At 53.2% G+C, this 15,757-nt stretch carries 11 protein-coding genes; 4 read left to right on the forward strand and 7 right to left on the reverse strand.

The window, feature by feature from the left end:
• Positions 1–65 precede the first annotated feature (65 nt).
• Positions 66–2,504: a two-component system response regulator gene (locus RIC05_RS07120; RefSeq protein ID WP_350046503.1), complete on the reverse strand. Its 2,439-nt coding sequence runs from the start codon at positions 2,502–2,504 to the stop codon at positions 66–68.
• A gap of 4 nt (positions 2,505–2,508) precedes the next feature.
• A complete protein-coding gene (locus tag RIC05_RS07125) occupies positions 2,509–3,567 on the reverse strand; it encodes a sensor histidine kinase (protein WP_350046504.1) in 1,059 nt (352 codons plus the stop codon).
• Between the two features lie 387 nt (positions 3,568–3,954).
• On the opposite strand from RIC05_RS07125, the gene RIC05_RS07130 reads away from it, so the two are divergent.
• Positions 3,955–5,547, forward strand: coding sequence for a lysine--tRNA ligase (locus RIC05_RS07130; protein ID WP_350046505.1), 1,593 nt, complete (start codon positions 3,955–3,957; stop codon positions 5,545–5,547).
• A 75-nt stretch (positions 5,548–5,622) separates the two neighbouring features.
• Here the strand turns inward: RIC05_RS07130 and RIC05_RS07135 are convergent, their stop codons facing one another.
• Positions 5,623–6,678, reverse strand: a complete 1,056-nt coding sequence (locus tag RIC05_RS07135; RefSeq protein WP_350046506.1) for a hypothetical protein — start codon at positions 6,676–6,678, stop codon at positions 5,623–5,625.
• Positions 6,679–6,861: 183 nt separating this feature from the next.
• On the opposite strand from RIC05_RS07135, the gene RIC05_RS07140 reads away from it, so the two are divergent.
• The 3 genes from RIC05_RS07140 to RIC05_RS07150 all read left to right on the forward strand — a co-directional run bounded on the left by RIC05_RS07140 (position 6,862) and on the right by RIC05_RS07150 (position 9,314).
• Complete coding sequence (locus RIC05_RS07140) at positions 6,862–7,827, forward strand: proline dehydrogenase family protein (RefSeq protein WP_350046507.1); 966 nt, start codon at positions 6,862–6,864, stop codon at positions 7,825–7,827.
• Between the two features lie 155 nt (positions 7,828–7,982).
• Positions 7,983–8,573, forward strand: coding sequence for a TetR/AcrR family transcriptional regulator (locus RIC05_RS07145; protein WP_350046508.1), 591 nt, complete (start codon positions 7,983–7,985; stop codon positions 8,571–8,573).
• A gap of 153 nt (positions 8,574–8,726) precedes the next feature.
• Complete coding sequence (locus tag RIC05_RS07150; RefSeq protein ID WP_350043427.1) at positions 8,727–9,314, forward strand: DUF4136 domain-containing protein; 588 nt, start codon at positions 8,727–8,729, stop codon at positions 9,312–9,314.
• Between the two features lie 73 nt (positions 9,315–9,387).
• Here RIC05_RS07150 and RIC05_RS07155 read toward each other — a convergent pair whose 3' ends face one another.
• From RIC05_RS07155 to RIC05_RS07170, 4 genes are all read right to left on the reverse strand, one after another.
• Positions 9,388–10,266 carry a branched-chain amino acid aminotransferase gene (locus RIC05_RS07155; protein ID WP_350046509.1) on the reverse strand — a complete coding sequence of 293 codons (879 nt, stop codon included), beginning with the start codon at positions 10,264–10,266 and terminating at the stop codon, positions 9,388–9,390.
• A gap of 130 nt (positions 10,267–10,396) precedes the next feature.
• Entirely contained in the window at positions 10,397–13,603 is a 3,207-nt protein-coding gene (locus tag RIC05_RS07160) for a CHASE domain-containing protein (protein WP_350046510.1), read from the reverse strand.
• A 145-nt stretch (positions 13,604–13,748) separates the two neighbouring features.
• A complete protein-coding gene (locus RIC05_RS07165) occupies positions 13,749–14,369 on the reverse strand; it encodes a S24 family peptidase (protein WP_350043424.1) in 621 nt (206 codons plus the stop codon).
• Between the two features lie 83 nt (positions 14,370–14,452).
• Positions 14,453–15,757 carry a four-carbon acid sugar kinase family protein gene (locus tag RIC05_RS07170; protein ID WP_350046511.1) on the reverse strand — a complete coding sequence of 435 codons (1,305 nt, stop codon included), beginning with the start codon at positions 15,755–15,757 and terminating at the stop codon, positions 14,453–14,455.

Raw genomic sequence — 15,757 nt, forward strand, 5'->3', positions numbered from 1 at the left:
CGCGTCCTATCCCGACGTACAGAATTGATTATGCGGAAGTTCGAAAGAACAGGCACCCGACCGATTTATGAAATTTTGGTTCGGGCGATTTTGCTGGCAAAGATTTGGTCAGCAGGAACGGGTTTGCTAAACAGGAAACCCTGTAACTCGATGTCTTTGATATCCCGAAGATATTCGTGCTGCGCGCGGGTTTCGACACCTTCGGCGGTTACGACCAGACCAAGGGCTTTGACCATGGCCAGCATCGCATCGACCACGGCGACATCATCCTTGTTATTCGGAATCCCTTTGATAAAGGCGCGGTCGATTTTGATGCGTTTGATCGGAAGACTTTTGATCGACCGCAGGCAGGAATATCCCGTGCCGAAGTCATCAATGGCAAGGGATACGCCGACCTCGCGCAGTTCATGCAGGGTCTGGATCATCATGTCTTCGTCCTGAATCATGCTTTCAGTGACTTCAATTTCAAGATATTCGGCAGGAAGTCCTGAAATGTTCAGTTCGTGCTCCACAACTTGGGCAAAGCCCGGGAGTTGCATCTGACGCACCGATACATTGACAGCAACCCGGATTTTCGCATCATACTGATCCTGCCAGCGCCGCGCTTGTGTGCAGGCCTCGCGGATCACCCAGTTGCCAATTTCAACGATCAGGCCGCTTTGTTCGGCAATCGGGATGATTTCACCGGGGCCAAGCAATCCGTGAACCGGATGGTTCCAGCGCAGCAATGCTTCGACGCCGACCATCTCTTGTCCCGTGGCATCAAATTGCGGCTGATAATACAAAACCAGTTCGTCATTTTCCAAGCCACGGCGAAGTTCAAGGGATCGGGTCAGATAATGGGTGGCATGCTCGGTCATCTTGGATTCATAGAAGGCATAGGTGCGCCTGCCGCGATCCTTGGCAGCATACATTGCCGTATCGGCAAGCCGGATCAGATCCTGTGGCGAGAGGGCATTGTCCGGATAAAGCGAAATGCCGATGCTGGCCGACAGGGTCATTTCATGGCCAACAATGTAGAAGGGCCGTTGAAGTTCATGAAGGATTTTGCTGGCAAGGGTGGATGCAGCTGCTTCGTTCTGGATGTTTTCGCGAATGATCAGGAATTCATCCCCACCCAGCCGTGATACGGTATCGTCCCGGTTGGTGACCGCCTTGATCCGGGTTGATGCGATGACAATCACCTGATCACCCGCGGCATGGCCAAGGGTGTCGTTGATATTCTTGAAGCCATCAATATCAAGAAACAGGCAGGCAACCATCGACCCACGGGTTTCGCTTCGTTCAATCGCGCGGTTTAGCCGATCTGTCGCCAGAAGCCGGTTGGGCAGGCTTGTCAGCCCGTCATATTGCGCAAGATAGTGCAATTCCTGTTCGGCCTGACGGATGGCAGTTCGGTCCGAAATAATGGCGACGAAATGGGTCAGTTCACCTTCGTCATCTTCCACTGCGATGATCTGGATTGCCAACGAGATCGGCGTGCCTTGTGCACTTCGGGTTTCAATATCGCGATTCCAATGGCGACGGTTGCGCAAGGTCAGGAACAGTTCGGAATAGAATTCCGCCGGGAATTCTTCTGGCGCAATGAAGTAGGGTGGTTTGGCCAGTGTGGTTTTCGGGCTTTGGCCGGTGATGCGATAATAGGCACGGTTGGCATTGGTGATATTCAAATCAGGGTCAAGGATCAGAATGCCATCCTGTGTGGTTTCATAAACCGCCATGGCTTCGCGCAGCTTGTCTTTGGTCAGACGCTGATCGGTGATGTCCTGCATCATGCCGACAATGCGTTGGGGGGTGTTGTTATCTCCGCTAAAGGATTTCCCACGGGCGCGCAGCCAGCGATAGCTTTGATCTGCTGTTAGTGTGCGGAAGACGACATCATAAAAGTCACCATTGCGCACAGCATAGGCAAAGGCCTTGCGCACCATGTCGCGGTCTTCGGACGCAACACGGTCAAGAAAGGCATCCCAGTCTTCGGTGACAGTTTCGGTCTCGTGTGTCTGGCCAAAATTGCCAAGTCCGGTGCTGTGCATTTGACGGGTTTCAACGTCAATTTCCCAACAGCTCATCTGGGCGGCGGTCATGGCAAGTGAAAGACGTTGCTGCGCCTCGCGCAGGGCCAGTTCGGCAATGCGCCGTTCAAGCGCCATTTGAATGGTGGCATGCAGTTCACGGTCCGAAAACGGCTTGATCAGGAAGCCATAAGGACGTGTTTTCTGCGCACGGGCCAAGGTGGCATCTTCGGAATGGGCCGACAGGTAAATCACCGGGATCATAAGGTTTGGCGGTATGCCGGCCGCCGTTTCGATACCGTCTATGTCGCCATCAATGCGGATATCCATCAGGATGATGTCAGGCGGATCGCGCTCGATCGCATGAAGGGCGTCAGACCCTTGCGTGTGGACACTGGTTCGCTCATAGCCAAGCTTTTCCAATTGCTTGCGCAAATGCAGTGCGATGATGCGTTCGTCTTCGACAATCATGATATGGACTGGATGACGCATCTGATCAGTTCCTTATCGCGAAGGTAATGACAAATGTGGTCGCAGTACTCGTGTCGACCAGAAGCGTTCCGCCGATTTGATCGACCAGCAATTCAATCAGTTGCAGACCAAGGCCGCTATCCTGACCGATCTTGAACCCGTCGGGCATGCCGCGCCCGGTATCGGATACGGTCAGTTCGACAATGTTGTTTTCATCCTTGCGGGTCGAAACCCGGATGTCGCCGCGGTGCCCTTGGGCAAAGCCATGTTTAAGGGCGTTTGAGATCAGTTCATTGGCAATCAGGCCGCAGGGAACTGCCTGATCAATGGCAAGTTCAACTTCGGCAAGATCGGTAACAACCTTGATGCGTTCAAGATCAACATTGTAAGCGGCAAAAAGCGATGAAATCAGGCTTTCGCAGAAATTGGCAAAATCGACCTTGGCGATATCTTCGCTTTGATACAGCGACTGGTGAATTTGCGCCATCGAGCGGACCCGGTTGCAACTGTCTACCAGCGCGTCACGGGCCTGCTTATCTTCGACCGAGGCGGTTTGCATATCCAGCAGGCTATGGACAATTTGCAGGTTGTTTTTAACCCGATGATGCACTTCTGAAAGCAGCGTTTCCTTTTCACGCAGGGACCGTGCGATTTGTTCTTCGCGGTGTTTGCGTTCGGAAATATCGGATATGGCGGCAAGGGTTTGATGACGATCGCCGCTGGTGATCGGGTTCAGGCCGATTTCGACGGGAAATTCGCTGCCATCCTTACGCAAGGCATAAAGATCACGTCCTGCCCCCATTGGCCGCGGGTTGGGATTGTTTGAATAGGACCCGCGCAACTTGGGATGCCCGGGACGAAAACGTTCGGGCACCAGCATTTCAATCGGTTGCCCAAGCAGTTCGGCACGGGCATAGCCGAAAATGATTTCGGTCTGTGCGTTGACCATTTCCATTAAACCGTCCGCACTGATCAGGATCATGGCATTTGGCGCGTATTCAACAACGCGTTCAAATCTTTGATCAGCACTGTCGGCCGGAATGTTATCGGTCACGTGATGCAATAGATTGTCGCCAGGCGACATGCAGCCCCCTTATAAACGGCCCTGTAAATTTAAATACCTGGCCGTTTTCCAATGCCATAACCAAGCGTATGGCTTTTGACTTATTCTGCTTTGCGCCGTAACGGCAGGCATTCAGGCCCGAAATTTTGCGAACGACACAAAGTTGTACCCAACTTTGATATCTGTCGTAAAAATATGTGTTTCAACTACACTTCGGGGTAGGTTGCCATTTTTTTGGTGGATTTCCGGTGCTTGCAATTCGGGGATTATTTGGCAGCCATGCGCAACAGAAGCTTGATCTTGCGCCAGAGTGGGGTATAGCTTCGCACGCGCGTCGTCCGGGTGATGACGTGCTTTGACGTTTTCCAGAAATTTTTACCGATCCAACTGACAAACAAGGTTTCAAAAATGACAGCCGATCTTCGAGATGCCGCACTTAACAGCAACGTCTGGGCTTTTCAGGAAGCCAGCAAGCTGGTCAAGCGGTATAAACAGAAGGCGCCTGAAAAGGGCTATGTCCTTTTTGAAACCGGTTATGGTCCGTCGGGTCTGCCCCATATCGGCACCTTTGGCGAAGTGGCGCGCACGACCTATGTGCGCCGTGCCTTTGAAACCATGTGCGATATTCCGACCAAGCTTTTCTGCTTTTCCGATGACATGGATGGCCTGCGCAAGGTTCCTGACAACATTCCCAACAAGGAAATGGTTGGCGAACATCTTGGCAAGGCATTGACCTCTGTGCCCGATCCGTTTGGCACGCATGAAAGCTTTGCCCATCATAACAATGCGCGCCTGCGTGACTTTTTGGACGGGTTCGGATTTGAATATGAATTCAAATCATCGACCGATTGTTACCGTTCGGGCATGTTTGATGCGGCACTCTTGCGTCTTTTGGAACGCTATGACGCGATCCAGAAAATCATGCTGCCGACTTTGGGCGAAGAACGCCGCGCGACCTATAGCCCGTTCATGCCGGTCGAACCGGGAACCAATAAAGTCCTGATGGCCAAGGTGACCGAGCTTAATGTCGAAGCCGGCACCATTGTCTATGAACATCCAGAAACCGGGAAACTGGTTGAAACCCCGGTCACCGGTGGTAATTGCAAACTGCAATGGAAACCCGATTGGGCAATGCGCTGGTATGCGCTGGGTGTTGATTACGAAATGGCCGGTAAGGACCTTATTCCGTCGGTTGAGCTTGGCAACAAGATCGTTAAGGCATTGGGCGGCACCCCGCCGGAAGGCTTTAACTATGAGCTGTTTTTGGACGAGAACGCACAGAAAATCTCGAAATCCAAGGGCAATGGCATTTCGATGGAAGACTGGCTGAAATATGCACCGGAAGACAGCCTGTCGCTGTTTATGTTCCAGAAGCCAAAAACCGCCAAACGTCTGTATTTCGATGTCATCCCGAAAACCGTTGATGAATATCTGACCTTTGCCGAAAAGCTTAAAACCGAAACCGATCCGACCAAGATTTTGCAGAACCCGGCCTGGCACATTCACGCCGGAACCGCACCGGACCGTGAAATTCCGCTGTCCTTCGGCATTCTTTTGAATCTGGTGTCGGTTTGCAATACCGATGATCGCGATCTTCTGTGGAAGTTCATTTCACGCTATGCCACGGGCGCAACCCCGGAAACCTCGCCGTATCTGGATAAGCTGGTTGGCTATGCGATCAATTATTACAGCGACTTCGTCAAACCGTCGAAAAAGTACCGTGCTGCGACCGAGGCCGAACAGGCAGCCCTGAAAGACTTGCGCGACACCCTTTCAAAAATCGAACAGGGTACGGAGCCATCCGACATCCAGACCGAAGTTTTCACCGTGGGCAAAAACCACAATTACGAAAACCTGCGTGACTGGTTCAAAACGCTTTATGAAATCCTGCTGGGGCAGGAACAGGGCCCGCGCATGGGCTCCTTCATCGCCCTGTATGGCCTTGATGAAAGCGTTGCCTTGATTGACCGCGCGCTTGCCGGTGAAGATCTTAGCGCCTGATTACGGTTTGCTGATCCGAAATGAAAAGGCCCGCATCGTGATGATGCGGGCCTTTGTGTTTGCGTGTGTGCAGCGTTAACTTGGCGGTAGATAACGCCGCCATGCATGATCCTCGAACGGGTTCAGGATCACATGGCGGGCTTTTTGCCAGCCAACGCCAAAGGCCATGACCAGCCCGCCAATGATAAAGCAGACCAGAACAACCGTGAGTGATGGATCAATGGCAACGCCTTCGAAACCCGATTGCAGCAAATAGCCAACATAGATCAGCGCACTGATGATCGGGGACCGGCGGTCAACGATCAGTGAAAACAGCATGGCAATGATGATGACGGGCACCATGACCCATGCGGATGCCTCAAAGGCGATGGCAACCGAATGGATGGTCATTGGCGCACCCATGACATAAAGCCAGAACGCGCATTCCGCCCAACCATTGATGCGATCAGGATCGCGGGTGTCGATATAGACACCAAGGCCGAGCACCAAAAGCCCGGTCACGGTAATCAGGGCATGCTGATAATTTGCAATGTCCGGGCCGATCAATGCGGTCAAGCCGGACCACATCACGCCAAGGATCCCGGCTGCAATCAGGGCAAAGGATACCGGCAGCCGATAGCGCAGGAAAAATCCGACCTGAAACGCAAATCCGATCAGGGACACCACCACCAGCACATTGACCGATCGTTTGCCAAATTCAGCGATTTCTTCAAGGGACGATGCCGCATCTGACTGCACGGCAAATGACATATAAAGCGCGACCGCATAAAGCATGATCGTCACGCCAAGCGATACCATGATCGCAATGGAAGGCAGAGACGCCTTAAGCTTTCCGGCAATATATTCTGCCAGCGCGACATAGGCCGCAATGGCAAGTAATGGGGCGACCCAGAAAGCCGGGCTTGCGATCAGCATGCCCCACAGAATGAACCAGCCAACACTCAGGGCGACAACACCAAGGGCAATGAAGATATCATTCATGCCGCGAAACAGCGTAAATTTCTCTGTTTCGGCGGCTTGATGTGATTGGGCGGTCAGGAAGCTTTCAAGCTTTGTGAAAGACTCTTCGCTTATGACACCGGCCGAGATGGCATTTCGGATGTCTGCAAGTGTGAATTGACGGTTTTCCACCAATGCTCCGGTTCTTTGTTGTTTCGGGGGCTCGTTGACTATGACTGTGATACACGGCAATCACGTCAGGTTCAATTTAGACAGTAGATCGTCCAAATTTGTTGGGCCTGTGGCGCATATCATTCAATATTGATCATTTGAGGCCGTGTTACGTTGATCTGCGCCATCAGAAAGGAGACATACATGGGGATCTGGCAGAAATGCATGATTGCAGTTGCCTGTAACACATCGCTGCGCCGTGCGGGCGAGGCCGTCGGTCGGAAAACCGGTTTGGCAGAACAGTTTGTCAGTGCTGCTGATATCAAAGGGCATGTTGCGCGCGCCACCCGGCTTGGGGGCGAAGGGGTCGGCATATCAAGCTTTTACCTTGGCGAATATGTCACCGACATTGCGCAGGTAACGGAAACCACTGCGCAATTGCGCGACCTTGTCCCGGCCCTTAATCAGGCAGGCGGGGATGTGCATATATCAATTGATCCGTCCCAGCTGGGCTATATGCAGGGCCGCGATATTCTGGACCGCAATGTTGATGCCATTGCCGATCTGATCCGTGGCCTTGGGCCAGTACAGGGTGAAAAGCAAACGGCGCGAACCATTCGATTAATGATCGATATGGAAGATTTCGACATGATCGACGAGACGCTGGCATTGCATAACCGGCTTGATGATGCCGGGGTGCCGGTAGCGCAGACATTACAGGCGCGCCTGTATCGAACCGAGGATGATCTTGATGGGATGATCCGGCGCGGGGCGATGGTGCGTCTGGTCAAAGGGGCCATGGCGCCGCCAGATACAGTGGCCTTTACCAAGCGTCCCGATATCGATGCCAATTATCTGATGCTTGCGGGAAAGATGTTGTCCGATGATGCGCGGAAATCCGGGTTCTTTCCGGTCTTTGGCACCCATCATCGCGACCTTGCGATCAAAATTGGTGCGCTGGCGGATCAAAACGGATGGTCGCGGGATGCGTTTGAATTTGAAATGCTTTATGGCGTGAACCAGCCGTTGCAGCGCGAATTGCGCAATGCCGGATATCGGTTACGCCTGTATGCGCCATTTGGTCATGACTGGTGGGCATATGCCTGGCGTCGGGTTGGCGAAAACCCGCGAAATCTTGGTCTATTGTTGCGATCTGGCCTGAACCGTTGACCCTTCACCCTTCACATGCCGCCCGATTGATCTGGCGGCATTTTTTAAGGGCAGCGTTCGGGGTGGGGCGCGGGAAATAGCAAGCGGCACGTTGACAGTTTTTTTATCAATCCAATATTAAGTTAGTTAACTTACTTGTTTTGGGTGATGGTGATATGGCAGTCAAACTCAGTTCCGAAGAAAAACGTCAGAAGCTGGCGCGTGCGGCAATGAATGTGATCTGGCGCGATGGATATCATGCCGCCACCATTCAAACCGTCGCCAAGGAGGCCGGATTGCCTGCCGGTGGCGTATTTTACCGGTTTCCGAAAAAACACGATCTGGCACAGGCGGCATTGGAAACCATGGCGGGCGAGTTTGCCCCGCTTTTGGCAAGTATTGCGCCAAACGGAACGGCCGGGGAGCGACTTTCGATCTTCTTTGATTATCTTGATGCGATGACGCCGCGCCGGGTTAGCCACGGTTGCCCGTTGGCAAGACTGATGCTTGACCTTCCCAAGGAGAATGCGTTTGGTCCTGCGCGTGACATCGGGCAGGGGGTGTTTCAATCGCTTGTAAACTGGTTGGCAGACCAGTTGATCAAAGGCGGATTAGGCGCGGTTGATGCGGCCGCAGAAGGACAGCGGATTATTGTTCGCTGGCAAGGTGCAATCGTTCTGGCCCATTCGATGAATGACCGTTCCATTCTTGATGACGAGATCAAGGATCTGCGAAAACGAACCCGGCAATTGATTGAAATCGCTTAGGTCCTGACCCCAAGTTTCTGACCGCTGATTTTAGCGCGATGGGATATGCACTTTAAAATTGCCATCATGACGTCAATTTCTGGTGATGGTATTGTGCGATCGAAACGTCATATAATCAAAGACCGTTTTTGCGTATCGCAAAGGATCGAGAATATGCAGATCATTAAAACCGCCATTGCGGGCATTCTCGTCGGGATGCTGGCGGCCTGTGCGAGCGGGCCGCGCGTCTATACCGATGCGGACCCGGCAGCCGATTTTGGCCGCTATCAAACCTTTGCCTTCTTTGAAACGGCGGGCAAGGAAGCCGAGGAAAAATACACAACCCTGTCAGGCCAGCGTATCGAAGATGCGATCAGTACCGCACTTGAAGCACGCGGCTATCGGGTTGATATCCACAATCCGGATTTCCTTGTGAACTTTCATCTGAAAACCGAAGAAAAAACCCAAACCTCGGCCCCGGTCTATATGGGCGGATACTACGGATATCGTGGCGGGATGTATGTCGGTTGGCCGGGTTATGTCGAACCGGGCACCACCAGCACCTATACCGAAGGCACGCTGAGTGTTGATTTTGTTGATCGCCAGTCAAACCAGATGATCTGGGAAGGCACCGCAGTTGGACGGGTTACCAGTTCAGTGCGCGAAGCACCAAATGAAAGCATGCGCACCGCGGTCGCATCGATCTTTGCCAAATATCCCTATGTCGCGGGCAGCAGTGCGCCGGTGCCATTGGCACAGTAATCTTTTTACAGATGCCGAAACCAAAAACGGGTCGGAATTTCCGGCCCGTTTTGCATTTTAAATGATGTGTTGATCAGTCTTTACTGGCGGCTGTAAAGGCCTGATACAGCTCTTGCGCGCGCCGCGTGATCGGGCCGGGTTGAAGGTTACGCTCATCAAGTTTGACGCAAGGGGCGACCTTGTAATAATTGCCCGTGCCAAAGATTTCATCGGCGGTTTCAAGTTCTTCGTATTTACAGGTTTTCTCGACCACTTCCATACCGTCTTCACGCAGAAGGGTGATGACGCGCTGCCGGGTCAGGCCGTTGAGGAACGTGCCATTGATCGCCGGGGTATAGACCGTGCCGCCCTTGGCAAAGAACAGATTGGCATAGGAAAACTCGGCGACATTGCCAATCGGATCAAGCATCACGCCGGTATCAAAGCCGGAACTGGTTGCTTCGGTCACGGCACGGCCGACATTGGGATACAGGCAGGCTGCCTTGGCCTCGGTCGGGGCACTTTCGGGCGACGGGCGGCGGAAACTTGATTTTCGCGCACTAAATCCGGTTTGAACGGCTGCGGGCATTTCGGTTACCGAAATGCATAAAACGAACTGGGCACTTTCGGGAACGGGGGCGAGGAAGCCTTCACCGCCATAGACAATCGGTTTGATGTAAAGGGCGAGCTCGGGGTCGAATTTGGTGACACCTTCTTTGACCAGTGCCACGATTTCATCAGTCGTTATGGCCGGTTTCAGGCCCATCAATTCAGCCGATCGCAGCACACGCGCACAATGGGGATGAAGATCGGGCATCTTGCCATTCATGCGGCGTGCACCATCAAAGACGGTCGAGGCCATCCACACACCGTGGGTTTGCGGGCCCATGATGTTGGGGTTGCCTTCATGCCATTCGTCTTTGTACCACGTCCAGGTGGTGACGGTGCTGTCGGTGGCGGCGTGATGACCCATTCTATGCTCCTGATAATCTGCGCGGATGCCAAGGAAAGCCTTGGTCATGTTGGTGGGGCGGTATTTTCCGGGGCACAGAATAGGATTTTTGCCCAAGCCGGGTCAAAGAAAACATCACCAGTGGCGATGGTTAATCATCGACCTTTTGGGCGATTTGGCTGCGCTGGACAAACATGCGGTCGGCAAGCCGCGCAAGTTCGGAATTGATCGCCTTAATATCAAGCGGTTTGGTGCAATAGGCGTCAAACCCTGCTGTGCGGAAGTCGGTAAGATTGTCATTGGAAATATCGGCCGTCAGGGCAAGCACAGGAATGGTCGCCTTGACCCGGTCTTCGGATGCGCGGATTTGACGAGTGGCTTCGAGCCCGTCAAGAACGGGCATGTGAATATCCATCAAAACAGCATCGAAATCCTGCTGTGCAAGGATATCAAGGGCGGCCTGACCGTCGCCCGCCGGGGTGATGGTGTGACCTTGTTGTTCAAGGAGCTTTTGCGCAAGGATACGGTTGATTGCAATGTCTTCAACCAACAGAAGGTTGCGCCCGATAACCTCGACTTCTTCCTGTGCATCGAGGCCTGCTTCGTCCTGATCTTCATGTTCGCGCGCGGCTTTTTCGGAACTGCGCGGCAAGGTCAGGTCAAACCAGAATGTGCTGCCTTTGCCTTCGATGCTTTCAACCTCGATCATTCCACCCATGGTTTGCACCATACGTTGACAGATGGCCAGACCAAGGCCCGTTCCCCCATACCGCCGCGTGGTGGAGGTATCGACCTGTGCAAAGGCCTCGAAGATCGATTTCAGTTTGTTGTGCGGGATGCCAATCCCTTCATCCTTAACCGTAATGCGGAAGGTCAGTTCGGCATCGGTTATCTTTACGGCAGATGTTTGCACATAAATGTTGCCAAACTTGGTGAATTTGATCGCATTGGAGACAAAGTTGGTCAAAACCTGTTTGAGACGAACCGGATCCCCAATCACCCAACCGGGCATGTCGGGATCAATTTCCAGATGAAGTTTGTTTTCCTGATTGCTGGCAGGGACCAGCATCATGGATGTGACTTCCTCGCACACCCGACGAAGATCAAACGGCACTTCTTCAAGGATAAGCTTTCCGGCCTCGATCTTGGAAATATCAAGGATATCACCGATAAGCGACAAGACATGGCGTCCGGCACCGCGAATGGTCGACAGATAATTTTTCAGGGTTTCAACAGAAAGCTCGGCTTGCAGGCTGTCTTCGGCAAGCTGCGTGTAGCCCAATATGGATGTCATGGGCGATCTGAATTCGTGGCTCATATGGGCGATGAATTCAGATTTTGCCTGATCGGCCTGTTGCGCCTGATTCATTGCCAGTTCGGCAGATTGACGCGCGTTTTCAAGTTGCTTTGTCCGGATGGCGACCAGATCAACGATATGCTTTTCGGTGCGGTTCAAAGATTGCAGGTAAAACAGCAACAAGATCGTGATCATGCTGCCAAAAACAAAGATCGCCCAAGGTTGCCAGTACGTCAGTCCGGCAATTCCGTTTTTCGATGGGTGAAGCACAATCGTCCAGTCGCGATAGCCGAATGTGAAGTTCGAAATATTCGGGTTGAAGGCGGTTTCGAGCTCGTCCTTGATATGGCCGATGGCATAGTCGGCGTTTCGGTTGGAATAGATCAGCTTGTTTTCGCTTTCGGATTTGAAGTCGGCAAGGTGGATTTCAAATCCTGGAGGTATACGTGCGACCCTTGCCGCACGGGTGATCATGTCGGTAAGGCGCAAGACACCAATCGCAATCCCCAACGGGTCGCCACCCGGATTGCGGCGATTATTGACGGCCAGAAAAGCAAGCGATGTGACAACAGCAGATTGCGATTGCACAAGGCTGATCGGTTCGGTCAAGGTCACGTTGCCGGTTTGAAGGGCCGTTTCAAGGGCACGGCGACGGGTTGGTTCACTGGCAAGATCAAGCCCGACAACCATTTCATTGCCCGAACGCGGGAAGACAAAGAAAATCGGGTAATATTCATCGCGCGTGCTTGCTGCTTCTGGTTCTCCGTTCTTGAATTCGCGGATGGCAAAGTTTTCAACACCGCGTAAAGACGCATTGTCTTCGATCAATGCCCGGGCGCGATGTTCAACAAAAGGGGCCCATTCCAGTGCGGCAACGCCGGGGCGCCGGTTGACCCAGGGCGCGATCATGGCATCGAATGTACTTGCCGAGACACTGCCATGCACGTCAAACAGGGTACGCACCGCGATCAAGGCATCGGTGGCACCGCCCAGTTCTTCGCGAAGGGATGCTTCAAATGCCAGGCGGTATTGTTCTGTCGATACCCGATCAGCTTCGACAAGCTGGGTATATGTGTACCAGGATGCAACGCCCGATACGCCAAAGCCGATCACACCAATAATGATGGAAAGTGTGCGCCGCATGCGGTGCACGTCATGTGACAGGCTACCGTCCCCGGCACGGGTGGTGATCGATGAAATGCGTTCCATGCCAGAGGCCAGAAAAAGGGCACCGACGGATATGGCAATGACATATCCATACAGGTTCCGCAAACCGGTATTAAGCCCGCCCGTGACAAAGGTGCTGTTGCCTAATGTCGCAAAGACAATGATATCGCACACAACAATCGCATTGATCAGTGCCGCGCCCAACAGGCCAAACCGCAAGGCCCCCCAGATGACAAAGGGCAGGGATACAAAGATAAACAGATATTCCGGTTTTGAGATCAGCGGCGTTGTCTGAACCGCAGATGAGATGACAATTGAGGCAAGACTGATCAGGACAAGTTCAAGATATTGCTTTGGGGCACGGGCCAATGCGCGCCAATTCATCAAACGAAGGGCAAGCGGGCCGATGACCATGGCCCCGACCAGATCGCCAAGGAACCAGCCCTGCCAGATATGGGCGAATTTCTGAAAGTCGCCAATGATGGTCAAGCTCAGCGAAGTTGCACCAAGAAACGCCGCCAGAGCCGGGCCAGATACTGCACCAATGACTAAAAAAATCACGATGCCGCGGAACTGCGTGATGGGGTAATTCCCGGCAAGACGTCTGATCAGCAAGGCCGGCAGCACAGCAGCAAGCGTATTGCCACTTGCAATCATGAAAGACGCAGCAATCGATGGCGAGGTTGCCAGATTGACAAGCAGGGCCCCGATAAAGACGGCCGGGAAATAACGCCATCCCCAGAAAATCATCGCCGCCAGGGCGATGCCGGAAGGGGCCCAGACAAGGGTGACGCTGGTGCCAAAGAAGGAAAGATTCAGACCAAGATAGCCGGTAAGAAAATAGCTAAATGCAATCACCAAGGTGCGCGCGATATAATGGCGTTGCAAATTCAAGCAAATTTCCCCTTCTTGGTGCGACCTGTATCGCTTTTTGTCATGGACCTTAATGTAAGGTGGCGTATCTCAAATTTGAATAGACCATTGGCCTAATCGACTTAATTTACGCGCTGACGTCATCCGTACCAGAAATCGTTTTGATTTACTGGCTGCACCAGAGAACACGGGCGACCCAGTCAATTTCGTTGGCCGGGACAAACCGGTCCTCAAAATTCGGGTTAAAGGATTTAAGTTCTACGCCAAGTGCGCCGCGCCGGATCAGTTCCTTGGCCATGACTTCACCTTCGATGGTTTTGACAACCACGCGGTCCTGTGGGCGAATGTTGGATGCGGGGCTGACAATGATCAGATCGCCATCGCGAAAAACCGGCGCCATTGACTCACCTGAAATCCGTAACCCATAGGCGGTCGGATCATGCAGGGCCGGAAAGGTGATGTCTTCCCATGATCCGCCAACCGGATAACCCGCATCATCAAAAAATCCGCGATTGCCTGCCTGGGCAAAGCCGATCACGGGAATGCGCCCGGCACCATTGCCATCCACCAGTTCGGAAAATTCACGAAAACTGACATCGGTGACGGAAAGCACCTTGGAAATGCTTTCGGTTGACGGCCAGCGGGCCTTGCCCTGATTTGTCGTGCGTTTGGACCGGTTAAAGGTGGTCGGATCAAGTTGCGCCAATCGGGCCAGACCAGACGGGGTTAAACCGTGGTCTGTTGCGATTTGGTCAAGGGCGGCCCAGATTTGCTGATGTCGGATCATGCCCCATCCTAGCAGGAGCAAAAGCCCCAGCGAAAGGAATTAATTCCTGCTTTTGGTCAAATCTTTGTCGTCTGGTTGGCGGACTAAACGGCGGCAACCGGCAATGTCGTTATATTATCAAACAAGGCCGGTTTGCCCATTTGCCCGCCTTTAAGCAACATCGGCAGTTCATCAAGTGTCGCCAAAGACGCATGCGCACAAATAATTGGTGCACCGGCGTCAAAATCAGCGGCGAATGACAGGCTGTTAATGCCAAGTTCCTGAACCGCAAGGCTGGATGTATCGCCGCCGGCAATCAGCAAAAAGCCAAGTTTGACGGTTTGACTGATACCGGCAATGAAGGCGGCACTTGCCCGGGCCAGATCGTTGCTGGCAATGGCATGGTCGCGATCATCGGAAAGCGACACCAAAAGATGTTTGCCATCACACAGAATGGACAGGCATTCAGCGCGCAGGGCATCAAGGGCTGCTGGATCGCAAAGATCGGATGGGGCGATGCTGCGTTTGACATAGTTGCGCGCCAGTGCGACCTGATCGGCGGTCAAAGATGATCGGCTTCCGGCAAAGGCAAAAACCGGGCCTGTGCGACGATACATCTGTGATGGGTGTTCTGTATTGGCGCTGAGCGACGGAAACAGCGCCTGTGCGACACTGCTTGCGCCAACGCACAGTGTTGCGGTGGTTTTGGCAATCTCGCGGATGGCTTCACCAATGGTCACAAGATCGGCTTCATCGCTGACATCAAACAGGGTTTCGGTTTCCCCGGTTGCCAGACGGCGGCGAATTTCCGCAATGAGTGCAAGCTTGCCTTTGCGAATGATGGTGAAATCAATCAAGCCGATATCGGGCCAGCCTTGTGCGCAAAGATGGCGGCGTAGATCAGATTCATGCATCGGGGTGACGGGATGAACCGACATCACCGGATGGCGATCAATGCGATAAAGTTTGCTGTTGCCCGCCCCGGCAAAAAGATTGCCCAGCAGGCAGAACCGGCGAAGCGATGGTTGCCCGCCAATAACCGCCTTCCATTTCGCGCCGACAGAAACGGCATAGCGATCGGCAACGGCGGCGATATTGCCGGTTTCAGGGCTGCTGTCAAAGGTCGAACAGATCTTGAAATGATAAAGGCCAGAACCAGCGCCCGCCAGTTTGGGGGCAATCGCACCGATGGTGGCAACGCCGTCTTCGACCCCCATAGCACGAAGCGACGTTGCGACACCAAAGGCGTCAAGACTGTCAGGACCAAGATCAGGATCGTTTTTGCCGGCCGACTTTGATTGGTCCGGGGCGGACAGATACAGACGTGCATTCAGACCCGCACGCGCCAGCGTCGCCAGCGTATCGGACGCCCCGGTAAAATCATCGGCACAAAAAACGATTTTGGTCAT

The sequence above is a fragment of the Thalassospira sp. genome (assembly GCF_040218635.1).
In the GTDB taxonomy this organism is placed as follows: domain Bacteria; phylum Pseudomonadota; class Alphaproteobacteria; order Rhodospirillales; family Thalassospiraceae; genus Thalassospira.

What these genes read in the sequence shown, in the direction of transcription:
- RIC05_RS07120 (WP_350046503.1), bottom strand. Translation starts at nt 2,504, where the DNA reads ATGCGTCATCCAGTCCATATCATGATTGTCGAAGACGAACGCATCATC.
- RIC05_RS07125 (WP_350046504.1), bottom strand. Translation starts at nt 3,567, where the DNA reads ATGTCGCCTGGCGACAATCTATTGCATCACGTGACCGATAACATTCCG.
- RIC05_RS07130 (WP_350046505.1), top strand. Translation starts at nt 3,955, where the DNA reads ATGACAGCCGATCTTCGAGATGCCGCACTTAACAGCAACGTCTGGGCT.
- RIC05_RS07140 (WP_350046507.1), top strand. Translation starts at nt 6,862, where the DNA reads ATGGGGATCTGGCAGAAATGCATGATTGCAGTTGCCTGTAACACATCG.
- RIC05_RS07145 (WP_350046508.1), top strand. Translation starts at nt 7,983, where the DNA reads ATGGCAGTCAAACTCAGTTCCGAAGAAAAACGTCAGAAGCTGGCGCGT.
- RIC05_RS07150 (WP_350043427.1), top strand. Translation starts at nt 8,727, where the DNA reads ATGCAGATCATTAAAACCGCCATTGCGGGCATTCTCGTCGGGATGCTG.
- RIC05_RS07155 (WP_350046509.1), bottom strand. Translation starts at nt 10,266, where the DNA reads ATGGGTCATCACGCCGCCACCGACAGCACCGTCACCACCTGGACGTGG.
- RIC05_RS07165 (WP_350043424.1), bottom strand. Translation starts at nt 14,369, where the DNA reads ATGATCCGACATCAGCAAATCTGGGCCGCCCTTGACCAAATCGCAACA.
- RIC05_RS07170 (WP_350046511.1), bottom strand. Translation starts at nt 15,757, where the DNA reads ATGACCAAAATCGTTTTTTGTGCCGATGATTTTACCGGGGCGTCCGAT.